Consider the following 22,483-nt stretch of genomic DNA (forward strand, 5'->3'; position numbering starts at 1 on the left):
ATGCGATTCGACCAGCACACGGTCGTCCTGCTCCTCCGACCGGCGGACCCGCCGGAGTTGCCGCAGGACGCGATCGACCGGTTGCAGGACGCGCATCTGGCCCACCAGGCGGGGCTGGTCGAGCAGGGGTTGGTGCTCGCGACCGGGCCGTTCCTGCACCCCGACGATGACCTGCTGCGGGGTTTCGTCGTGCTCTCCATCGCCCCGGACGAGGCGCGCGCGCTCTACGCCAACGATCCGGCGGTGCGGGCCGGACGCCTGGTCGCGCAGGTGGCGAGCTGGCTGGTGCCGGAGGGCAACGTGCGGTTCGAGGGCGTGCCGATCCCCCGGTCGATGCTGGAGGCGGCGGCGGGCGACTGACTCAGCCGGCCAACGAACCGATCTCGACCACCCGCAGCGCGTCCAGCTCTCCGGTGATCACGCGCAGCGCCGGAAAGTAGTCGGCCAGCACCTGCCGGCAGTCGCCACACGGCTCCCTGACGTCGCGGCCCCGGTCGGCGACCGTGACGATTGTCTCCAACTCGGTGACTCCCTGCGTGGCGGCCGTGCCGACCACCACGAGCTCGGCGCAGGACCCACCGGTGGCGTGTTGGACGTTCACGCCGGTGAAGACCCTCCCGTCGGCGGTCCGGGCGGCCGACGCGACGGTGTGGTGCTGGCTGCGGCAGCGCAGCTTGGCGACCGCGGTGGCGGCCTGCACCAACGCGCGGTCGGTGTCCCGCAGCTCCATCTCGGCCCCCAGCGCTCGACGTCGAGCGCCCACTCTAGGTGCCACCCCCGGACGTCGACGGACCGGCCGCGCGGTAACCCAGGGGCGGTACGCCGTCGGGCTGCCTATCCTTGGGCACGACATGCAGAATCCAATCGCCTCCGTCGCGACCGACCCGGTTCGCGAGCTGCACCGCCGCCTGACTCCTCTGATGTTCCGCGACCAGCGCCGGCTCCAGCGGCGGCTGGACGGTGCCCGCAAGCTGCGCGACCCGCAGCGCCGGGAGGCGGCGCTCGCCGAGATCACCGCCGACCTGGTCCGGGCCGAACAGCGGCTCGCCACCCGCCAGGCCGCGGTGCCGGTGATCACGTACCCGGCGGGGTTGCCGGTCAGTGAGCGCAAGGACGACATCGCCGCCGCCATCCGCGACCACCAGGTGGTGATCGTCGCGGGTGAGACCGGCTCCGGCAAGACCACCCAGTTGCCCAAGATCTGCCTGGAGTTGGGGCGCGGGGTGCACGGCCTGATCGGGCACACCCAGCCCCGGCGGTTGGCGGCCCGGACGGTGGCCGACCGGATCGCCGAGGAACTGGGCACCGAGCTGGGTGACGTGGTCGGCTACAAGGTGCGCTTCAGCGACCAGATCAGCGAGCGCAGCCTGGTCAAGCTGATGACCGACGGCATCCTGCTGGCCGAGTTGCAGACCGACCGGATGCTGCGCCAGTACGACACATTGATCATCGACGAGGCGCACGAGCGCAGCCTCAACATCGACTTCATCCTCGGGTACCTGCGGGAGCTGCTGCCCCGCCGACCCGACCTCAAGGTGATCATCACCTCGGCGACCATCGAGACCGACCGGTTCGCCCGGCACTTCGCCGGGCCACCGACGGCCGACGAACCGGAGGGCGTGCCCGCACCGGTGGTCGAGGTCTCCGGGCGCACCTACCCGGTGGAGGTGCGCTACCGGCCGCTGCTCGAACTCGCCGAGGGCGAGGAGGACGGCGACGGCGACGAGGAGAACGTCCGCGACCAGATCCAGGCCATCGGCGACGCCGTCGAGGAGCTGGCCGGCGAGGGTCCCGGCGACATCCTGGTCTTCCTCAGCGGCGAACGCGAGATCCGGGACACCGCGGACGCGCTCGCCAAACTGGTGCAGACCAAGCGCTCCCTGCTCGGCACCGAGATCCTGCCGCTGTACGCGCGGCTCTCCAGCGCCGAGCAGCACCGCGTCTTCGCCGCGCACACCTCGCGTCGGGTGGTGCTCGCCACGAACGTCGCGGAGACCTCGCTGACCGTGCCCGGCATCAAGTACGTGGTGGACCCGGGCACCGCCCGGATCTCCCGCTACTCCAGCCGGCTCAAGGTGCAGCGGCTGCCGATCGAGCCGGTGTCCCAGGCGTCGGCCAACCAGCGCAAGGGTCGCTGTGGGCGTACCTCGGACGGCATCTGCATCCGCCTCTACGACGAGCAGGACTTCCTCTCCCGGCCCGAGTTCACCGACCCGGAGATCCTGCGCACCAACCTGGCGTCGGTCATCCTCCAGATGACCGCGATCGGGCTCGGCGACCTGGCCGCGTTCCCGTTCATCGACCCGCCGGACAAGCGCAACATCACCGACGGCGTCAACCTGCTGCACGAGCTGGGCGCGTTGGACCCGACCGAGGCCGACCCGGCGAAGCGGCTCACCGCGCTGGGCCGTCGCCTGGCCCAGTTGCCCGTCGACCCGCGGCTGGCCCGGATGGTGGTCGAGGGCGAACGCAACGGCTGCGCCACCGAGGTGCTGGTGATCGCCGCCGCGCTCTCCATCCAGGACCCGCGCGAGCGGCCGGCGGAGAAGCAGGCCCAGGCCGACCAGGCGCACGCCCGGTTCGCCGACAAGGAGTCGGACTTCGTCGCCTACCTCAACCTGTGGCGTTACCTGCGGGAGCAGCAGCGGGAGCTGTCCTCCAGCGCGTTCCGCCGGATGTGCAAGGCGGAATACCTCAACTACCTGCGGATCCGCGAGTGGCAGGACATCGTCGGCCAGTTGCGTCAGGTGTTGCGTACCCCGCCGCAGGAGGGTGATCGGCGCGGCGGGCGACCGGCGCGCGACACCGCCGACGGCGCGGACGCCGGCCGGGGGGAGAGCCGGCGCGGCGGCGCGGACCTGCCGGAGGAGATCGACACCCCGAAGGTGCACCAGTCGCTGCTGCCCGGCCTGCTGTCCCACATCGGGCTCAAGGACCCCCAGAAACACGAGTACCTGGGGGCGCGGGGCGCGAAGTTCGGGATCTTCCCCGGGTCGGCGCTGTTCAAGAAGCCGCCACGGTGGGTGATGGCCGCCGAGCTGGTGGAGACCTCCCGGCTGTGGGGCCGCATCGCCGGCCGGGTCGAGCCGGAGTGGGTCGAGCCGCTGGCGCAGCACCTGGTCAAGCGCAGCTACAGCGAGCCGCACTGGGAGAAGAAGCAGGCCGCGGTGATGGCCTACGAGAAGGTCACCCTGTACGGAGTCCCGCTCGTCACCTCCCGCAAGGTCAACTTCGGTCGGATCGACCCGGTGCTGAGCCGCGAGCTGTTCATCAGGCACGCCCTCGTCGAGGGCGACTGGCAGACCCACCACCAGTTCTGGGCGGACAACAAGCGGCTGCTCGCCGAGATCGAGGAGTTGGAGAGCCGGGCGAGACGCCGGGACATCCTGGTCGACGACGAGACCATCTTCGGCTTCTACGACCAGCGGATCCCCGCCGACGTGTCCTCCGGCCGGCACTTCGACAGCTGGTGGAAGAAGACCCGCCGGGAGCAGCCCGACCTGCTCACCTTCACCCGCGACGTGCTGGTCAACGACGGCCGGCCGGGGGTGGACGAGGACGACTACCCGGACGAGTGGCAGGCCGACGGGGTGCGCCTGCCGCTGACGTACCGGTTCGAGCCGGGCACGCCGGACGACGGCGTCACCGTGGACATCCCGCTTCCCCTGCTCAACCAGGTGCCGGCGGAGAGCTTCGACTGGCAGGTGCCGGGGCTGCGCGAGGAGACGGTGATCGCGCTGATCCGATCGCTGCCCAAGGCGATCCGCCGCAACTTCGTGCCGGTGCCGGACTACGCCCGCGCCGCCCTGGCGGCGATCACCCCCGGCGAGACGTCGCTGCTGGACGCGCTCACCCGTGAGCTGCGCCGGATGACCGGGGTCACCGTGCCCCGCGACGCCTGGGAGCCGGACAAGCTCCCCGCCCACCTCCGGGTGACCTTCCGGGTGCTCGGCGACGACGACAAACCGGTCGCCGAGGGCAAGGACCTGCCGGCCCTGCAACGTCAACTCCGCCAGGAGGTACGCCAGGTGGTGGCGGCCGCCGCGCCGGAGATCGCCCGTACCGGGCTGCGGGAGTGGAGCCTGGGCGCCCTGCCGAGGACCATCGAGCAGGTGCGCGCCGGATACGCGGTGACCGCGTACCCGGCGCTCGTCGACGAGGGCGCCACGGTCGGGGTGAAGGTGTTCGACTCCCCCGCCGAGGCGGAGGCGGCGCACTGGGCCGGCACCCGCCGGCTGCTGCGGCTCACCGTGCCCTCCCCGGCCCGGTTCCTACAGGGTCGGCTCAGCAACGAGGCGAAGCTGGCGCTCAGTCGCAACCCGCACGGCGGCGTGCAGGAGCTGATCGAGGACGCGGCCGGCGCGGCGATCGACCGGCTGATCGGCGACGCCGGCGGACCGGCCTGGGACGCCGAGGGGTTCGCGGCGCTGCGCGAGAAGGTCCGGGCCGACCTGGTCGACACCGTGGTCGAGGTGATGGACCGGGTCCGCCGGGTGCTCGCCGCCGCGTACGCCGTGGAACAGCGGCTCGGCGCGACCCGCAACCTCGCCGTGGTGGCCGCGCTCGCCGACATCCGCAAGCAGCTCGCCGGTCTGGTGCACGCCGGGTTCATCACCGAGGCCGGATACGCCCGGCTGCCCGACCTGTTGCGCTACCTCACCGCCATCGAGCGTCGACTGGACCGCCTCGGCGGCAACCCGCAGCGCGACCGCCAGCAGCAGGACCGCGTCGCGGTGGTGCAGAAGGAGTACGACGACCTGCTCGCCGCGCTGCCGCCGGCCCGCCGACAGGCGACCGCCGTGCGGCAGATCCGCTGGATGATCGAGGAGTTGCGGGTGAACGTCTTCGCCCAGGCGCTGGGTACCCCGTACCCCGTCTCGGAACAGCGGATCTACCGCGCGATGGACGACGCCGAGGGCCGCTGACACCGGCGGCCGCTGCGGTCAGCGCGCCTGGATGGAGAGCCCGCGGGCGCCCGCGGCGGTCCGCACGGTGCTGGTCAGCGCCGTGCCACGCGGGGGTGCGGCGGCGGCCGACCACCAGGCCCGGTTCTCCCGGTACCAGTGGAAGACCTCGCTCAGCCCGTCCTCGAACCGGATCTGCGGCTCGAAGCCGAGCTCGTCGGTGATCTTGCGGTAGTCCAGCGAGTAGCGCTGGTCCTGCACCTTGCGGTCGGGTACGTGCCGGACCCGTTCCCAGCCGGCGCCGGCCAGCCGCAGGATCCGCTCGGCGAGGGCACGGTTGGTGAGTTCGAGGTCGCCACCGATGTTGTAGACCTCGCCGGCCCGGCCCTTGGCCAGCACCAGCGCGATGGCCCGGCAGTGGTCGTCCACGTGCAGCCACTCGCGCACCGCGCTGCCGTCGCCGTGCAGGGTGATGTCCTGACCGGTGAGCAGGCTGGTGACGAATCGCGGGATGACCTTCTCCACGTGCTGGTACGGGCCGTAGTTGTTGGCGCAGCGGGTGATCGACACGTCCACGTCGTAGGTGCGCCAGTAGGACCGGACCACGCAGTCGCTCGCGGCCTTCGACGCCGCGTACGGGGAGTTGGGCTCCAGCACGCAGCTCTCGTTCCAGGAACCGGCGCTGATCGAGCCGTACACCTCGTCGGTGGAGACGTGCACGACCCGGCCGACGCCTCCGCGTGCGCACGCGGCAAGCAGGTGGTGCGAACCCATCACGTTGGTCTCGAAGAACGGCGCCGGGTCGTCGATGGATCGGTCGACGTGGGATTCGGCGGCGAAGTGCACCACGGCGTCATGCCCCGGCACCACGTCGGCGAGCAACTGGCGGTCGCAGATGTCCCCGCGGACGAACGTCAGGCGGGGGTGCGCGGCCGGCAGGTTGGCCCGGTCACTGGCGTAGGTCAGCTTGTCGAGGACGGTCACGTCGCAGTGCTCGAACCCGGTGTAGCGCCCGCCGAGCAGACTCCGCGCGAAGTGCGATCCGATGAAGCCAGCACCGCCGGTAACCAGGATCCTCATGGATGGCCTCCCTGCCGGCGAGAAAGGCCGTCGGCGCGCTGAGACGAATGGGGCTTTTGCCCGCAAGCAACCACCTTAGGGGACCAGTGTCGGCACCAACGCTGATATCTACACCTTAAGCATTATTCAACCCATCGGGTCGATTACCGGACCCGATCAGAGCGGATCCACGCCCGGCGGGAGGTCGTCACCGTCGATCGCCGACTGGATGTAGTCGAGCAGGATCCGCCGGAGCTCCCGGCCGGCGTGGGTCGGCACGACGTCGCGACGCCGGGCGACCGCGATCGTCCGCCGCACCCCGGGCGGGGCCAGCGGAGTGGCCCGCACGGCCGGGCGACGCGCCAGCACGATGCCCGGCACCAACGCGATGCCGAGTCCCGCCTCGACGAAGCTCAGCACCGCGTCCATCTCCCCGCCGTCCACCGCGAAGGTCGGTTCGAAGCCCGCGTCGCGGCACGCCTGGATGGTGGCGTCGCGCAGGTCGTACCCCTCCCGGAACATCACCATCGGCTGGTCGCGCAGGTCGGTGATGTGCAGGTCGCCGGTCACCGAGGCGGTCGGCACCTCCCCCACCGAGGCCACCACCAGGCTCTCCCGCAGGATCGGGTCGACGCGCAGGCCCGGGTCGGCGCCCTGGGCCGGCATGATGATCAGCGCCAGGTCGAGGTCGCCGCGCAGCAGGTCGCGGACGAGGTCCTGGGAGCCACTCTCCTCGACGCGCAGGTCGATGGTGGGGTGGGCGTCGCGGAACCGGCGCAGCACCGGCGGGGCGAGTGAGGTGGCCAGGCTCGGGGTGGCCCCGAGCCGGACGCGGCCCCGGCGCAGCCCGACCAGCTCCTGCACCTCCCGGGTGGCGGTCTCCACGTCGGCGAGGATCCGGGTGGCCAGTGGCAGCAGCACCTCGCCCGCCGCGGTGAGGGCGATGTTGCCCCTTACCCGCTCGAACAACGGTGCCCCGAGGTCGGCCTCCAGAGCGTGAATTTGCTTACTGAGAGAAGGCTGAGTGATGCCCACGAGGTCGGCGGCTTGGGTGAAATGTCGTACTTCGGCCACCGCGACGAAGTACCGGAGCTGATGGAGCTGCATCTACATAGCCTACGGCTATCAACACTGCGAGTTTGATGCATTGGACGACTGATCGAAGTGCTCCTAGCGTCGGTCCTGTGGTAATCACGAAAACTCGGTCGCCCATCCGCTCGAACGTCGGCCTCAAGGCCGTCATGGCGGTGACGGGCATCCTGCTGGCGCTGTTCCTCATCGCGCACATGTTCGGAAACCTGAAGGTGTTCACGGGGGAGACCTCGTTCGACCACTACGCGCACTGGCTGCGCGACATCGGCAAGCCGCTGCTGCCCGGCGTCTGGTTCCTGTGGATCCTGCGCACCGTGCTGGTGCTGGCGGTCGTCGCCCACATCGTGGCCGCCACCGTGCTGGCCCGGCGCGCCCGCGCGGCCCGCCCGGTCAGGTACGCCCACCGCAAGAAGGTCAACGGCAGCTACGCCGCCCGCACCATGCGCTGGGGTGGCGTGATCATCCTGCTCTTCGTGATCTACCACCTGCTGGACCTGACCACCGGCACGCTGAACCCGGTCGGCGACGCCAGCAAGCCGTACGGCAACGTCGTCGCCGACTTCGCGCCCGAGCGCTGGTACGTCACGCTCTTCTACACCCTCGCCATCCTCGCGGTCGGCTTCCACCTGCGCCACGGCGCGTTCAGCGCGTTCCGCAGCCTCGGCCAGCAGACACCGCGCGGCGAGCGCCGGGCGCGTACCGCCGCGCTGGTCTTCGCCGTGCTGCTCTGCGCCGGATACCTGGTGGTCCCGTTCGCCGTACTCACCGGATTGGTGTCCTGACATGGAACTCTTCACCGAGGGCGACCCGATCGCCGACACCAGGGCTCCCGCCGGCCCGGTCGAGAAGCGTTGGGAGACCCGGCGCTTCGAGGCCAAGCTGGTCAACCCCGCCAACCGCCGCAAGATGACCGTGATCGTGGTCGGCACCGGCCTGGCCGGCGGCTCCGCCGCCGCGACCCTGGCCGAGCAGGGCTACCACGTCAAGTCCTACTGCTACCAGGACAGCCCGCGCCGGGCGCACTCCATCGCGGCACAGGGCGGCATCAACGCGGCGAAGAACTACCGCAACGACGGCGACTCCGTGCACCGGCTGTTCTACGACACCGTCAAGGGCGGCGACTTCCGCTCCCGCGAGTCGAACGTGCACCGGCTCGCCGAGGTGTCGGTCAACATCATCGACCAGTGCGTCGCCCAGGGGGTGCCGTTCGCCCGCGAGTACGGCGGTCTGCTCGACACCCGCTCCTTCGGTGGCGCCCAGGTGCAGCGCACCTTCTACGCCCGGGGCCAGACGGGCCAGCAGCTCCTGCTCGGCGCGTACCAGGCCCTGGAGCGGCAGATCGGCCTCGGCAACGTCGAGATGAACGCCCGGCACGAGATGCTGGAACTGGTCCTCGTCGACGGCAAGGCCCGCGGCATCGTGGTCCGGGACCTGGTCACCGGCGAGATCAGCACCGAGATGGCCGACGCCGTGGTGCTCGCCTCCGGCGGGTACGGCAACGTCTTCTACCTCTCCACCAACGCCAAGGGCTGCAACGTCACCGCCACCTGGCGCGCGCACCGCAAGGGCGCGTACTTCGCCAACCCCTGCTACACGCAGATCCACCCGACCTGCATCCCGGTCTCCGGCGACCACCAGTCGAAGCTGACCCTGATGAGCGAGTCGCTGCGCAACGACGGCCGGGTCTGGGTGCCGAAGACCAAGGGTGACGACCGCAGCCCGAAGGACATCCCGGAGGACGAGCGGGACTACTACCTGGAGCGGATCTACCCCTCCTTCGGCAACCTGGTCCCCCGCGACATCGCCTCCCGCGCCGCCAAGAACGTCTGCGACGAGGGCCGGGGTGTCGGCCCGACGAAGCTCGGCGTCTACCTCGACTTCGCCGACGCCATCGGCCGGCTGGGCCGCAAGGCCATCGAGGCCAAGTACGGCAACCTCTTCGAGATGTACGAGCGGATCACCGGCGAGGACCCGTACGAGGTGCCGATGCGCATCTACCCCGCCGTGCACTACACGATGGGCGGCCTGTGGGTCGACTACGACCTCCAGTCGAACATCCCCGGCCTGTTCGTGATCGGCGAGGCGAACTTCTCCGACCACGGCGCGAACCGACTCGGCGCCTCGGCGCTGATGCAGGGCCTCGCCGACGGCTACTTCGTGCTGCCCACCACGATCGCCAACTACCTGGCGTCGGGCGGCCTGGAGAAGGTCGACGCCAGCCACCCGGCGGCCGTCGAGGCGCGTACCGACGTCGAGAACCGCGTCCAGCGGCTGCTCGCGGTCAACGGCGACCGGACCGTGGACTCGTTCCACCGGGAGCTGGGCCAGATCATGTGGGAACACTGCGGCATGGAGCGCAGCGAGGCCGGTCTGCGCAAGGCGATCGACGAGATCCGTGCCCTGCGCGAGCAGTTCTGGCAGCGCGTCAAGGTGTCCGGCACCGGCGAGGAACTCAACCAGTCGCTGGAGAAGGCCGGCCGCGTCGCCGACTTCTTCGAACTGGCCGAGCTGATGTGCATCGACGCCCTGCACCGCGAGGAGTCCTGCGGCGGCCACTTCCGGGCCGAGCACCAGACCCCCGACGGTGAGGCGCAGCGCGACGACGACCGGTTCGCGTACGTGGCGGCCTGGGAGTTCACCGCCACCGGTGAGCCCTCCGTGCTGCACAAGGAAGACCTGAAGTTCGAATACGTCCACCCCACGCAGCGGAGCTACAAGTGAACCTGACCCTGCGCATCTGGCGCCAGAAGGGCCCTGAGGACAAGGGTCGGATGGTGACCTACCCGGTCGACGACGTGTCCCCGGACATGTCGTTCCTGGAGATGCTCGACGTGCTCAACGAGCGGCTCATCCTCGCCGGCGAGGACCCGGTCGCCTTCGACCACGACTGCCGCGAGGGCATCTGCGGCATGTGCGGCCTGATGATCAACGGTGACGCGCACGGGCCGCAGCGCGGCACGACCGCCTGCCAGCTGCACATGCGACAGTTCACCGACGGCGAGACGATCGACATCGAGCCGTGGCGGGCCAGCGCCTTCCCGGTGATCAAGGACCTGGTGGTCAACCGGGGCGCCTTCGACAAGATCATCGCCGCCGGCGGTTACATCACCGCCCCGACCGGCAGCGCGCCCGAGGCGCACTCCACCCCGGTCGCCAAGGCCAACGCGGACGCCGCCTTCGAGTCGGCGGCCTGCATCGGCTGCGGCGCGTGCGTGGCGGCCTGCCCGAACGGCTCCGGCATGCTCTTCACCGCCGCCAAGCTCACCCAGCTCTCGCTGCTGCCGCAGGGCCAGCCGGAGCGCTACACCCGGGTCATCGGCATGGTCGACGCGCACGACGAGGCCGGCTTCGGCGGCTGCACCAACGCCGGCGAGTGCACCCCGGCCTGCCCGAAGGGCATCCCGCTGAACACCATCGGCCGCCTCAACCGCGACTACCTCGCGGCCACCGCCAAGGGCGCCGGCAACACCCCCGGTTCCTGACCGTCCGCCGCACCGACCGCCGTATCCCGCTCTCCCAGGGGGTACGGCGGTTTGGCGTTTGTCCTCCCGGCGGCATCGCCCCCGAACTGCTTGATCCACTCGGACTTCTTGAAGTCGGGCTGTCATCGCACCTCGGATACCGCGACTTCAAGGAACACGAGTCGATCAACCCGAGATCGGCCCGCGGCAGCTCCTCGAGAGCACGATCAATGGAGCAAGACGGGCATATCGACGCGTGATGGTCGGCAAACCGACCGGCGTACCCGAGCCCGACGGACAGCGGCCACCCACGGGGCTGGGGGCGACCGTTCCCGGCGGAGGGATCAAGCCTGACCGCCCGGAGCCGGGGACGGTCGCCCCCAGCCCCCCTACCGCAACCACCGACCGAGACGCCGCCCTCCAGCCCTCGACCGCAACCACCGAGACACAGCCCGAGTCGACAACAACCCGGACGTCGGAGGCGCGCTGGTTCAAGTGCCCGAGCCCGGGTAGCAGTCTTCGGAGACGGTAGTGAGAAGGGATGAGGGACATGAAGGCACTGACCTGGCAGGGCAAGCGGGACGTACGGGTCGAGGAGGTGCCGGACCCTCGGATCGAGGAGCCCACCGACGCGATCGTCAAGATCACTTCGACCGCGATCTGCGGCTCCGACCTGCACCTGTACGAGGTTCTCGGGCCGTACCTGAAGCCCGGTGACGTCCTGGGCCACGAACCGATGGGTATCGTCCAGGAGGTCGGGTCCGAGGTGACCGGGCTGAAGCCGGGCGACCGGGTGGTGGTGCCGTTCAACATCTCCTGCGGGAGTTGCTGGATGTGCCAACGCCAGCTCTACGCCCAGTGCGAGACCACCCAGGTGACCAGCGAGGGCAAGGGCGCCTCGCTGTTCGGTTACACCTCGCTCTACGGTTCGGTGCCCGGTGGGCAGGCCGAGTACCTGCGCGTCCCGCAGGCCCACTTCGGCCCGATCGTCGTCCCGCCGACCGGCGCCGACGAGCGCTACCTCTACCTGTCCGACATCCTGCCCACCGCGTGGCAGGCGGTGAAGTACGCGGACACCCCGCCCGGTGGCACCCTGGCCGTCTTCGGGTTGGGTCCGGTCGGGCAGTTCTGCGCCCGGATCGGCCGCCACCTCGGCGCCGGCCGGGTGATCGGGCTGGACCTGGTGCCCGAGCGGCTGGAGCTGGCCCGTCGGCACGGCATCGAGGTGCTCGACGTCCGTGAACTGTCCGACGTGCCGGGCGCGCTCATCGACCTGGTCGACGGACGCGGCCCGGACGCGGTGATCGACGCCGTCGGCATGGAGGCACACGGCTCGCCGGGCGGCAAGCTGGCCCACGCCGCCGTCGGGCTGCTGCCGGACAAGCTGGCCCAGGTGATGACCGACAAGGCCGCCATGGACCGGCTGTCCGTCCTGCACGCCGCGCTCAAGGCGGTCCGCCGCGGCGGCACCGTGTCGATCTCCGGGGTCTACGGCGGTGAGGTGGATCCGATGCCGCTGATGGAGATGTTCGACCGGGGCATCCAACTGCGGATGGGGCAGTGCCACGTGCGCCGGTGGACCGACGAGATCCTGCCGCTGCTCGCCGGTGACGACGACCCGCTGGGCGTGGAGGACCTGCGTACCCACCGGGTGCCGCTGGCCCGCGCGCCGCAGGCGTACGAGATGTTCCAGAAGAAGGAGGACGGCTGCATCAAGGTCGTGCTCGAACCGTGAGTCGGGTGGTGGTGGTCGTCGGCGCGAGCAGCGGGATCGGCCGGGCGACAGCCCGGGCGTTCGCCGAGCGCGGCGACCGCCTCGTCCTCGCCGCCCGGGCCACCACCACCCTGGCCGAGGTACGCGCGGAGTGCGCCGACGTCGACGTGCTGACCGTGCCGACCGACGTCACCGAGCCGGGCGCGTTGGAGGCGCTCGCGGACGCGGCCATCGATCGGTTCGGCCGGATCGACGTCTGGGTGCACACGGCGGCCGTGATGGCGTACGGGCGCTTCGACGAGTTGCCCGAGCAGGTCTTCGACCAGGTGGTACGGACCGACCTGCTCGGCGCCGCCGGCTCGGTACGGGTGGCGGTGCGGCACTTCCGGGCCGCCGGGGCCGGCGTGGTCATCCTCACCGGTTCGGTGCTCGGGCACATCACCGCGCCGTACATGAGCGCGTACGTGGCGAGCAAGTGGGGTTTGCAGGGTCTGGTCCGCACGGTGCAGCAGGAACTACGCGACAGTCCGGAGATCCAGCTGTGTCTGATCAACCCGGGCAGTGTGGACACACCCGTCTACCAGCAGGCGGCCAACTATCTGGGCCGGGTCGGCCGGCCCCCACCGCCGGTCACCAGCCCGCAACGGGTGGCCCGCGCCATCGTGGACTGTGGGGACCGGCCGCGCCGCGAGGTCTCGGTGGGCCGGCTCAACGTGGTGCTGCGAGCCGGGTTCACCGTGCTGCCGGGCGTCTACGACGTCCTGGTGGGGCCGCTGATGCGGCTGGCCGGCCTGAGTGGACGGCCGGTGGCCGCGACCGACGGTAGCGTCTTCGTCGCGAACCCGGCCGGCGAGTCGGTGCGCGGTGGTCACCTGCCCGACCTGCGGCAACTCGTGTCCGGGCCGGTGAGCGCGGTCGGTGCCGCGCTGCGCCGACGCCTCGGCTGATCTGTTCGGGACTGTTCGGGACAGTTTGGAGTCGTTGTGCGTCGATCAACTCGCCTAGGGTGGTGGGCCAGCAAGCGCTCTGGCGCTCCACTATGGGGGAGACGATCGACCATGCGACTCAATCGCAGAACGGCACTCGGCTTGGGAACGATGGCTACCGCCGGGACGGTGTTGGGCGCCGCGTCGCCCGCGAGCGCCGCGACTCCGGCGAGCACCAACGAGGCCACACCGACCACGCCCGCCCGGGCCGCCCGGCGGATCGCCTCCGTGTTCACCAGGCACAGCACCGAGGTCGGTGGCAACTGGCAGGCGTACATCAGCGTCGCCGACCCGGCCGGCGCGCCGGTGGTCGCGGTGACGGCCGACGCCGACCGGCGGATCGAGGCGTACAGCGTCAACAAGATCGCGGTTGCCACCGCGGTGCTCGACAAGGTCGACCGGGGGCTGCTCACCCTGGACCAGCAGGTCGAGGTGACCGCGGCGATCGTCGTGCCCGGCGGTGACGGCATCTTCAGCCTGGACGGCGCGTACCCCAGCAAGGTGACCATCGGGCACGTGCTGGCCAACCTGCTGACCGTCTCGGACGACACCGCGGTGCGACTGTGCGGGCTGGTCGCCCCGGCCGCCGAGATCAATTCCATCCTGGTCGCCAAGGGCTTCCCGAACACCCAGGTCGAGCCGGTGGCCAACCCGAACCGGTTCTTCCTCGGCACCAGCACCCCCCGGGAGACGCACGACCTGCTGCGCGCCCTGGTCGGCGGCACGCTGCTCTCCCCCGCCTCGACGACGTACCTGCTGGGCATCCTGCGTTCCCCGGTGGCGTTCACCGACGGCATCCGGCGCACGATGTCCTCCGACGAGCGGGCGCGGATCGCCACGAAGGCCGGCTGGTACGGCGACGCCCGGCACGAGGCCGGCGTGATCTTCGACGGCTCCGGCGCGGCGGTGCTCACCTACGCGCTCTTCGCCGACGGGCAGGCCGACCCGGACAACTTCGGCGCCACCCACCCGGCGGTGCAGGCCCGCGCCGCCATGGGTCCCAAGTTCCTGGCCGCGGTGGACCGGATCGCGGGCGTCGGCAAGACGTTCCGGATCACCGCCCGCCGTCCCAGCAACGGCGGCTAGGGTACCCACCGCACCGTTCCGGGTCGGTCGCCGCTGCCGGCGGCCGGCCCGGCGTGGCGACCGCCGAGGCACGCTCCGGCGCGGGTGACTACCGTGTAGGGCGGACACGGCGGAGGGACGGCAATGGCACGAGTGCGGAGCACGGACGTCGAACGGTCGCTCGGTCGGCGGATGCGGGGGGCGGCGGGACTGGCCGCGCTGGCCGGCCTGGCCTGGGTCGCCCGGGATGTGCCGGCGGCCCTCGGTGGCCGGCTCAGCGGAGCCCGGGCCGAACGGGCGGCCCGCTCGCCCCAGTTCCGCGAGGGCACCTTCCACAACCGGGCCGGCACCCGCACGATGGTCACCGAGCCGGGGCGCAACCTGCTCCGCGAGCTGATCTTCGGCAAGCAGAAGCGGCGACCCACCGCGCCGGTGCCGCTGCTGCGCCCCACCGGAGGGCCGGAGGCCGCCGACACCGCCGACGAGCTCAACATCGTCTGGTACGGCCACGCCTCGACGCTCATCGAGATCGAGGGCCGGCGGGTGCTGCTCGACCCCATCTGGAGCGACCGCTGCTCACCGTCGGGCCTGGTCGGTCCGCGCCGGCTGCACGAGCCGCCGGTGGGCATCGACGAGTTGCCCCCGCTGGACGCCATCCTCATCTCGCACGACCACTACGACCACCTCGACATGGCCACCGTGCGAGCGCTGCTCGCCGGGCAGTCCGCGCCGTTCTTGGTGCCGCTCGGCGTGGGCGCGCACCTGGACCGCTGGGGCGTACCCGCCGAGCGGATCATCGAACTGGACTGGTCCGAGTCGCACCACGTCGCCGGGCTGGAGATCACCGCCACCGCCGCCCAGCACTTCTCCGGTCGAGGCTTGCGCCGCGACGGCACGCTCTGGAGCTCCTGGGTGGTGGCCGGGGCGCGCCGCACGGTCTTCTACACCGGCGACTCCGGCTACTTCGAGGGGTACGCGGAGATCGGTGCCGAGCACGGCCCGTTCGACGTGACGCTGATGCAGATCGGCGCGTACGACAGCGCCTGGCCGACGATCCACATGTTCCCCGAGGAGGCCGTCGCCGCCCACCTCGACCTGCGCGGTGGCCTGCTCGTGCCGGTGCACTGGGCGACGTTCAACCTGGCCCTGCACGACTGGTCCGAGCCGGTCGACCGGTTGTGGGCCGAGGCGAAGGCCCGCGACGTGCGGCTCGCCGTGCCCCGCCCGGGTGAGCGGGTCGTGGTCGACGAGCCGCCCGCCGTCGACGGGTGGTGGCAGGCCGTCGCCTGAACCAGGCCAAGGCAGGCATCGCCTGAACCAGGCCAAGGCAGGCATCGCCTGAGCGGGCAGGCCGCTCAGAGCACGAACGCGTCGGTCCAGAGCGCACCCGAGCGGCCGGAGAGCGCGTCCAGCATGGCCACCGCCTGACCGTCGGTGAGCTGCGCGACGAAATCCACGATGGCTCGGCCCCGGGCCCGTCCGATCCGGTCCGGGGTACGCGGGTGCAGCTCCGCCTCGGCCAACTCGACCAGGTCGTGCAGCCGGCGGGGCAACCGGGACTCCTCCTCCGGGTCGAGCAGCCACTCCCAGAGCGCCTCGACCAGGGTGCCCAGCAGCCGGGCCTGGCCGCGCTGGTGCAGGGCGAGATCCGGGCGGGCCAGCACGAACCGGTGGTGGACGAACTTGAGCACCTGCACCTCGTGCCACTGCGCGCAGCCCAGCAGCACGTACCCGGAGCGCACCGACGGCTGGTCGGTCACCGTGATCGCCTCGACGAAGCGGGTGGACCAGCGGGCGGAGAACCGCGCCACGTACTGCTCGGCCTCGATCGAGCCGTCGAACGGCATCGCCAGCAGCCCGTCGACCAGCTCCTCGCGGACGTGCTCGACGGCGGCGGCGAAGGCGTCGTCGTCGGCGATCCAGGCGTCCTTGCGGTGCAACTGCCGACGGAGCCGCTCGATCGCCGCACCGGGTCGTCGCGCCGCGGTGGCCAGCGCCGAGTCGGTGATCGCCCGGAGCTGCCCGCTCTCGCGCTGCCAGGCCATCAGCTCCGCGGAGACCGACCCCTGCTGGAGCACGCCGACCCGGTAGAAGTCCTCCACGTCGTGGATGGCGTACGCGATGTCGTCGGCGGTGTCCATCACCGACGCCTCCACGGTCTGCTGCCAGTCCGGGATGCGCCCGGCGAACGGCTCCCGCGCCTGCCGCAGGTCGTCCAGCTCGGTGCGGTACGCGCCGAACTTCGACGAGCCGCTCTCCGGGTCGTCCGGCGGCGGGGTGGCGCCACGCGGCGGCGGGTCCATCGTGCGGGGGTGCGGGTCGGGGTGGTCCAGGCGCGTCCACGGGTACTTCAACATCGCGGCGCGGACCGCCGCGGTCAGGTCCAAGCCGGTGGTGGCGGCGCCGCGGATCTCGGTGCTGGTGACGATCCGGTACGACTGGGCGTTGCCCTCGAACCCGTCGGTGAGGCCGAGGCGCTGACGGGCCAGCCGGTCCAGCACCCGCTCCCCCAGGTGCCCGAACGGCGGGTGGCCGAGGTCGTGGGCGAGCGCGGCGGCCTCCACCACGTCGGGTGAGCAGCCACCAAGCTTGTCCAGCAGGTCACGCGTGTGCTCGTCGGCCGTCAGCCGCTCGGCGATCGACCGGCCCACCTGGGCGACCTTCAGGCTGTGGGTGAGCCGGTTGTGCACCAGCAGCCCGGAACCGACCGGGCTGATGACCTGGGTGACGCCGCCGAGGCGGGCGAAGAACGGCGAGCCCACGATCCGGTCCCGGTCGGCGCGGAACGGGTCGGCGGCGAGATCGCCGAGGGCGCGGGCGCTGCCGCCGAAGAGCCGACGGGCGCGCGGCTCCGCAGGTGTTTCCATGATCGCAACGCTAGCGCAGGCCCGAGGGGGCCGTCCGGGGGTCGCCCGGCCGGGCGCGGTGGTTCGGTCCTCCGCCCCGGCCGGGCGCGGCGACAGCGCCCCGGCCGGCCCGGCAGAATGCAGGCGTACCCACTCCCGAAGGCGGATCGAGATCGTGACCCAGTCTGTTCATCAGCGGATCGCCGACGAGCTCGGCGTGGCCGAGCGTCAGGTGCGGGCGGCCGTGGAGCTGCTCGACGGCGGCGCCACCGTGCCGTTCATCGCCCGTTACCGCAAGGAGGCCACCGGCCTGCTCGACGACACCCAGCTGCGCACCCTGGAGGAGCGGCTGCGCTATCTGCGCGAGCTGGACGAGCGGCGGACGGCGGTGCTGGAGTCGATCCGCGGCCAGGGCAAGCTGGACGAGGCGCTGGAAGCGCAGATCATGGCGGCCGACTCGAAGTCCCGGCTGGAGGACATCTACCTGCCGTACAAGCCGAAGCGACGCACCCGGGCGCAGATCGCCCGCGAGGCCGGGCTCGCGCCGCTGGCCGAGACGCTGCTGGCCGACCCCACCCAGGACCCACGGGCCACCGCCGCCGGGTTCGTCGATGCGGAGAAGGGCGTCGCCGACGCCGCCGCCGCGCTGGAGGGCGCCCGCGCCATCCTGATCGAGACGTTCGCGGAGGACGCCGACCTGATCGGCACGCTGCGCGAGCAGATGTGGTCGCGGGGCCGTCTGGTGTCCCGGGTACGCGAGGGCCAGGAGGCCGCCGGCGCCAAGTTCGCCGACTACTTCGACTTCTCCGAGCCGTACCCGAAGCTGCCCTCGCACCGGATCCTGGCGATGTTCCGGGGTGAGAAGGAGGGCGTGCTCGACCTGACCATGGAGTCGGAGGAGGCGGGCGAGGCGGACGCCGTACCCACCGGCCCGACCCGGTACGAGGCGGCGATCGCCGGCCGGTTCGGAGTCTCCGACGCGGGCCGCCCGGCCGACCGCTGGCTGGCCGACACGGTCCGCTGGGCGTGGCGTACCCGGATCCTCATCCACCTGGGCGCGGACCTGCGGATGCGGCTGTGGCAGGCGGCCGAGGAGGAGGCGGTCCGCGTCTTCGCCACCAATCTCCGCGACCTGCTGCTGGCCGCCCCCGCCGGCACCCGTCCGACGATGGGCCTGGACCCCGGCCTGCGCACCGGGGTGAAGGTGGCCGTGGTGGACGCCACCGGCAAGGTGCTCGCCACCGACACCATCTACCCGCACGAGCCGCGCCGGCAGTGGGACGCCTCGGTCGAGACCCTCGCCCGGCTGGCCGGGGCGCACGGGGTGGAGCTGATCGCGATCGGTAACGGCACCGCCTCCCGGGAGACCGACAAGCTGGCCGGCGACCTGATCGCGCGGCACCCGCAGCTCAACCTGACCAAGGTGATGGTCTCCGAGGCCGGCGCGTCGGTCTACTCCGCCTCCGCGTACGCCTCGCAGGAGCTGCCGGGGATGGACGTGTCACTGCGCGGCGCGGTGTCCATCGCCCGCCGCCTCCAGGACCCGCTCGCCGAGCTGGTCAAGATCGACCCGCGGTCGATCGGCGTCGGCCAGTACCAGCACGACCTGTCCGAGGTGAAGCTGTCCCGGTCGCTGGACGCGGTCGTCGAGGACTGCGTCAACGCGGTCGGGGTGGACGTCAACACCGCCTCCGCGCCGCTGCTGACCCGGGTCTCCGGGATCGGCGCCGGCCTGGCCGAGAACATCGTGCTGCACCGGGACGCCAACGGGCCGTTCCGTACGCGTACCGACCTGAAGAAGGTGGCGCGGCTCGGGCCGAAGGCGTTCGAGCAGTGCGCCGGCTTCCTGCGCATCCCGGACGGCACCGACCCGCTGGACTCCTCCAGCGTGCACCCCGAGGCGTACCCGGTGGTGCGCCGCATCCTCTCCACCACCGGGCAGGACCTGCGCTCGGTGATCGGTAAGAGCGGCATCCTGCGCGGGCTGCGGGCCACCGACTTCGTCGACGACCGGTTCGGCCTGCCCACCGTCACCGACATCCTCGCCGAGCTGGAGAAGCCGGGCCGGGATCCCCGGCCGGAGTTCCGCACCGCCACCTTCGTCGAGGGCGTGGAGAAGATCAGCGACCTGACCTCGGGCATGGTGCTGGAGGGTGTGGTCACCAACGTGGCCGCGTTCGGTGCGTTCGTCGACGTCGGCGTGCACCAGGACGGCCTGGTGCACGTGTCGGCGATGTCCCGGACGTTCGTGAAGGACCCCCGCGAGGTGGTCAAGTCCGGCGACGTGGTCAAGGTCCGGGTGCTCGACGTGGACGTACCCCGTAAGCGGATCTCGCTGACCCTGCGCCTGGAGGACGAGCCGGCCGCCGCCGGTGGCGGTGGTCGGACGAGTCAGGAGGGGCGCGGTGGCCCCGCGCAGGGCGGACGCGGCGGGCAGGATGGTCGCGGCGGCGCCGCTGGCGGCCAGGGCGGGTCCGGTGGTGGCGGCAGGTCCGGCGGGTCCGGTGGACAGGGCAGGTCCGGCGGACAAGGCGGGCGCGGCGGCCAGGGCGCACGGGGCGGGCAGCAGCGGCAGGGCGCACCGGCGCCGGCCAACGACGCGATGGCGGAGGCTCTGCGCCGCGCCGGGTTGGCCTGATCCCGGGGCCGGCGCGAGGAAGCGACCGGGACGCCCGGCGGGGCGGCGACCTTCGGCGCCTCCCGGGCCGGACGCGCGCTGACCGACTCGGCGGGCGGACAGCGAGTGTCCAAGATCTGGAGTTGTCGGAGATTCCTGTCGAGCACGCCCCAGATCTGGGGCGTGCTCGAGAGGGCGCATCCAAAGGTTGGGGTCTGAGCGCGGCCATCCGCGACCGGTCCAGCCATCGGCGGGCGGCAGGCGCGCGCGGGCGGCGAGAAATCGGGTCGCGTGTCTGCGGGGCCTGGGCGATGATCTCGCGGTGCGGATGCATGCCGACCAGGTGGATGTGAGCGTGGACGTCGTTGCCGCGCTGGTGGCCGAACAGTTTCCGCGCTGGCGGGAGCTGCCGGTGCGCCCCCTCCGTTCGGCCGGCACGGTGAACGCGCTGTTCCGGCTCGGGCCGGAGATCGTGCTGCGGTTTCCGCTGCGGCCCTTCGCCGATCCCGACCTGCGCGCCGAACTTCGGCGGGAGCAGGAACACGCCGTGCTGCTCGCGGCGCACCTGCCGGTCGCGGTGCCCGAACCGCTCGCCCTCGGTGCGCCCGGCGAGGGGTACCCCGGGTCGTGGACGGCGTACCGGTTCATTCCCGGGGAGACGGCGCAGCCCGATCGGATCGAGGATCCGGAGCTCTTCGCCCGTGACCTGGCCGCTGTCGTGGTCGCCCTGCGCGGCATCGACGCCGGAGGGCGGTCGTGGCCGGGGTACGGCCGGGGCGGGCCACTGGCGGGCGAGGACGTCGACGTGCGGGCCGCCCTCGCGGTCAGCGGTGAACTCATCGACACCGCCGCGCTCGCCGAGGTGTGGGACAGGTGCCGGGACGCACGCCGGGACGATCCGGCCGACGTGTGGATCCACGCAGACCTGATGCCGGGCAACCTGCTGGTCCGCGACGGGCGACTGGCCGCGGTCATCGACCTGGAGGCAGTCAAGCTCGGTGACCCGGCGGTGGATCTGATGCCGGCGTGGAACCTGTTGGACCCCGGCTCGCGGGAGACGTACCGGCGGGCGTTGGGCGTGGACGACGCCACCTGGGAGCGGGGGCGCGGCTGGGCCCTGGCGCAGGCGATCGTCGCGCTGCCGTACTACGTCGAGACCAACCCGGTGATGGCCGGCATCGCCCGGCACACGCTGCTGGCCGTACTCGACTGAGTCGGGTCGCGTACCGTCGGCTCGTGGGTGAGGACGACGACCGCGAGTGGCGGGAGCGGCAGCGGCAGGCGGTGCGGGCACACGCCGACGCGGACGCCCGCCGACGGGCCGCCGAGCAGGCGGAAGCGGCGGAGTTGGTGGCCTGGTTCGTGGCCGAGGCGACCCGTCGAGGGCTGCCCACCACCCGACTGGTCGCCCGGGGCTACGACGGGCGCGGGCGCTACCGGACCAGGCTGACCGGTTGGTACGTCGACCGGGCCGGCACCCGGGCGGTGGACGTGGCCGGCCGGTTCCACCTGTTGACGGTGCCCGGCGGCGTGCGCGCCCGGCTGTTCGGGGTCGACCCGCAGCCCAGCCCGGCGCCGTTGGTGGTCGGCGCGGGAGGCCGCGACGGCGAGTCGATCCCGTTGCGGACGTTGCTCACCCGGCTGCTGGACGACGGGACCGGCGGGCCAGGTTCCACCACCAGGCCTGCTGCACCACGAGGGTGAGCAGTCCGGCCAGGACGATCGCACAGATGTTGATCACCAGTTGGAGTGCCGAGCCGCCCGCCTCGTCCCACACCCCGTAGGCGGCGGCGACCGCCACGTTCGCCGCGGCTGGCACGGTGGTCACCGAGATCAGCACCCCGACCAGGCTGCCGGACTTCTTCGACGTCAACGACAGCATGCCGGCCACACCGGCGAGCAGACCGACCACCCAGGACAACGCGTCCGGACGCCAGATGAAGTCGGTGAGGGGTCGCTTGGCGAGCAGCATCTCCTCGCTGACCAGGCCGGCGGCGGTCAGCGCCCAGGTGCTCAGCACGGTCGCCACCATGGCCGCCAGGAAGCCCACCGAGAGCGCCTGCACCGAGCGGCCGATCACCCCGAACCTACGGCGTAGCAGCGCCACGCAGAGCGCGGCGAGAGGGCCGAACTCCGGGCCGACCACCATCGCCCCGACGATGAGGATCGGCTGGTCCAGCAGCACACCGATGCCAGCGATCATGGTCGCCACCACGATCAGAACGAGGTAGGTGCCGGACAGCTCGGTCTGCTCGCCGGTCTTCGCGGCGATCTCGTCCCAGACCACCGCGTCGGCGCCGCTGCCGGGGGCCCGGCGGGCGGCCCGGTCGGCCGCTCTCGACAGGGTCAGCTCGACGTCGTCGGCCGCGATGCCGCCGCTGGTGTCCACACCGATCCGCTGCAAGCCCTGCAACACCTGGTCGGCACTCTCCCGCACCACGTCACAGAGGATGAGGTCGCCTTTCGGCTGCCGGGCCGCACCGGGCAGCACGGCCAGGTGCGTCACCCCCGCCTGGGCGGTGAGCAGATCGACGACCTCGGTCGACCGATCCGCCGGGGCAATCACCCTGAGGTGCAGCACTCGTTCTCCCTGGTGTGGACGTATCGCCAGCGCGGCCGGCAGCACTCTACCGGCCACGTCCGGTGACCAGCCGAACGCGAGGACCGATCGGGTGGATTCGTCGCAGCAACGGCGAAAAGCCCCGCTCAGTCTCATAACGCCTGATACAACAATCGTGG

General features: G+C 71.7%; 17 protein-coding genes. 12 read left to right on the forward strand and 5 right to left on the reverse strand.

What is annotated here, in order from left to right; genetic code table 11:
- Positions 1–360, forward strand: coding sequence for a YciI family protein (locus tag AB0A90_RS12385; RefSeq protein WP_357245630.1), 360 nt, complete (start codon positions 1–3; stop codon positions 358–360).
- A gap of 1 nt (position 361) precedes the next feature.
- Here the strand turns inward: AB0A90_RS12385 and AB0A90_RS12390 are convergent, their stop codons facing one another.
- Positions 362–730, reverse strand: a complete 369-nt coding sequence (locus tag AB0A90_RS12390) for a cytidine deaminase (RefSeq protein ID WP_357245632.1) — start codon at positions 728–730, stop codon at positions 362–364.
- Positions 731–851: 121 nt separating this feature from the next.
- Here AB0A90_RS12390 and hrpA point away from each other — a divergent pair, with 121 nt between their 5' ends.
- Positions 852–4,925 carry an ATP-dependent RNA helicase HrpA gene (gene hrpA, locus AB0A90_RS12395; protein ID WP_357245634.1) on the forward strand — a complete coding sequence of 1,358 codons (4,074 nt, stop codon included), beginning with the start codon at positions 852–854 and terminating at the stop codon, positions 4,923–4,925.
- An 18-nt stretch (positions 4,926–4,943) separates the two neighbouring features.
- Here the strand turns inward: hrpA and rfbB are convergent, their stop codons facing one another.
- Together rfbB and AB0A90_RS12405 are read right to left on the reverse strand one after the other, a co-directional pair.
- The gene (rfbB, locus tag AB0A90_RS12400; protein WP_357245637.1) at positions 4,944–5,984 is read right to left on the reverse strand and encodes a dTDP-glucose 4,6-dehydratase; all 1,041 of its coding nucleotides are present in this window, start codon (positions 5,982–5,984) and stop codon (positions 4,944–4,946) included.
- 156 nt (positions 5,985–6,140) lie between these two features.
- The gene (locus AB0A90_RS12405; protein ID WP_357245640.1) at positions 6,141–7,070 is read right to left on the reverse strand and encodes a LysR family transcriptional regulator; all 930 of its coding nucleotides are present in this window, start codon (positions 7,068–7,070) and stop codon (positions 6,141–6,143) included.
- A gap of 35 nt (positions 7,071–7,105) precedes the next feature.
- On the opposite strand from AB0A90_RS12405, the gene AB0A90_RS12410 reads away from it, so the two are divergent.
- The 7 genes from AB0A90_RS12410 (at position 7,106) to AB0A90_RS12440 (ending at position 15,571) form a co-directional block, all read left to right on the forward strand.
- Positions 7,106–7,837: a succinate dehydrogenase cytochrome b subunit gene (locus AB0A90_RS12410; protein WP_357245643.1), complete on the forward strand. Its 732-nt coding sequence runs from the start codon at positions 7,106–7,108 to the stop codon at positions 7,835–7,837.
- Position 7,838: 1 nt separating this feature from the next.
- Positions 7,839–9,776 carry a fumarate reductase/succinate dehydrogenase flavoprotein subunit gene (locus AB0A90_RS12415; protein ID WP_357245646.1) on the forward strand — a complete coding sequence of 646 codons (1,938 nt, stop codon included), beginning with the start codon at positions 7,839–7,841 and terminating at the stop codon, positions 9,774–9,776.
- Positions 9,773–10,537: a succinate dehydrogenase/fumarate reductase iron-sulfur subunit gene (locus tag AB0A90_RS12420; RefSeq protein ID WP_357245649.1), complete on the forward strand. Its 765-nt coding sequence runs from the start codon at positions 9,773–9,775 to the stop codon at positions 10,535–10,537. The genes AB0A90_RS12415 and AB0A90_RS12420 overlap by 4 nt, the downstream gene beginning before the upstream one ends.
- A gap of 529 nt (positions 10,538–11,066) precedes the next feature.
- Complete coding sequence (locus tag AB0A90_RS12425; protein ID WP_357245651.1) at positions 11,067–12,251, forward strand: zinc-dependent alcohol dehydrogenase; 1,185 nt, start codon at positions 11,067–11,069, stop codon at positions 12,249–12,251.
- A complete protein-coding gene (locus tag AB0A90_RS12430) occupies positions 12,248–13,177 on the forward strand; it encodes an SDR family NAD(P)-dependent oxidoreductase (protein ID WP_357245654.1) in 930 nt (309 codons plus the stop codon). The genes AB0A90_RS12425 and AB0A90_RS12430 overlap by 4 nt, the downstream gene beginning before the upstream one ends.
- A gap of 150 nt (positions 13,178–13,327) precedes the next feature.
- Positions 13,328–14,302, forward strand: a complete 975-nt coding sequence (locus tag AB0A90_RS12435) for a serine hydrolase (RefSeq protein ID WP_357245657.1) — start codon at positions 13,328–13,330, stop codon at positions 14,300–14,302.
- A 123-nt stretch (positions 14,303–14,425) separates the two neighbouring features.
- Positions 14,426–15,571, forward strand: coding sequence for an MBL fold metallo-hydrolase (locus AB0A90_RS12440; protein WP_357245660.1), 1,146 nt, complete (start codon positions 14,426–14,428; stop codon positions 15,569–15,571).
- Positions 15,572–15,636: 65 nt separating this feature from the next.
- Here the strand turns inward: AB0A90_RS12440 and dgt are convergent, their stop codons facing one another.
- A complete protein-coding gene (gene dgt / locus AB0A90_RS12445) occupies positions 15,637–17,148 on the reverse strand; it encodes a dGTP triphosphohydrolase (protein WP_357245662.1) in 1,512 nt (503 codons plus the stop codon).
- 154 nt (positions 17,149–17,302) lie between these two features.
- On the opposite strand from dgt, the gene AB0A90_RS12450 reads away from it, so the two are divergent.
- From AB0A90_RS12450 to AB0A90_RS12460, 3 genes are all read left to right on the forward strand, one after another.
- Positions 17,303–19,765, forward strand: a complete 2,463-nt coding sequence (locus AB0A90_RS12450) for a Tex family protein (RefSeq protein WP_357245665.1) — start codon at positions 17,303–17,305, stop codon at positions 19,763–19,765.
- A gap of 307 nt (positions 19,766–20,072) precedes the next feature.
- The gene (locus AB0A90_RS12455; protein WP_357246173.1) at positions 20,073–20,957 is read left to right on the forward strand and encodes an aminoglycoside phosphotransferase family protein; all 885 of its coding nucleotides are present in this window, start codon (positions 20,073–20,075) and stop codon (positions 20,955–20,957) included.
- A gap of 23 nt (positions 20,958–20,980) precedes the next feature.
- Positions 20,981–21,448, forward strand: coding sequence for a hypothetical protein (locus AB0A90_RS12460; protein WP_357245668.1), 468 nt, complete (start codon positions 20,981–20,983; stop codon positions 21,446–21,448).
- Here AB0A90_RS12460 and AB0A90_RS12465 read toward each other — a convergent pair.
- Positions 21,378–22,325 carry a DUF389 domain-containing protein gene (locus AB0A90_RS12465; protein ID WP_357245670.1) on the reverse strand — a complete coding sequence of 316 codons (948 nt, stop codon included), beginning with the start codon at positions 22,323–22,325 and terminating at the stop codon, positions 21,378–21,380. The two genes, AB0A90_RS12460 and AB0A90_RS12465, sit on opposite strands and share 71 nt — an antisense overlap.
- Between the last annotated feature and the right edge of the window lie 158 nt (positions 22,326–22,483).

Origin of the sequence: Micromonospora sp. NPDC049204 (genome assembly GCF_040647935.1) — a bacterium.
Lineage (GTDB): Bacteria > Actinomycetota > Actinomycetes > Mycobacteriales > Micromonosporaceae > Micromonospora.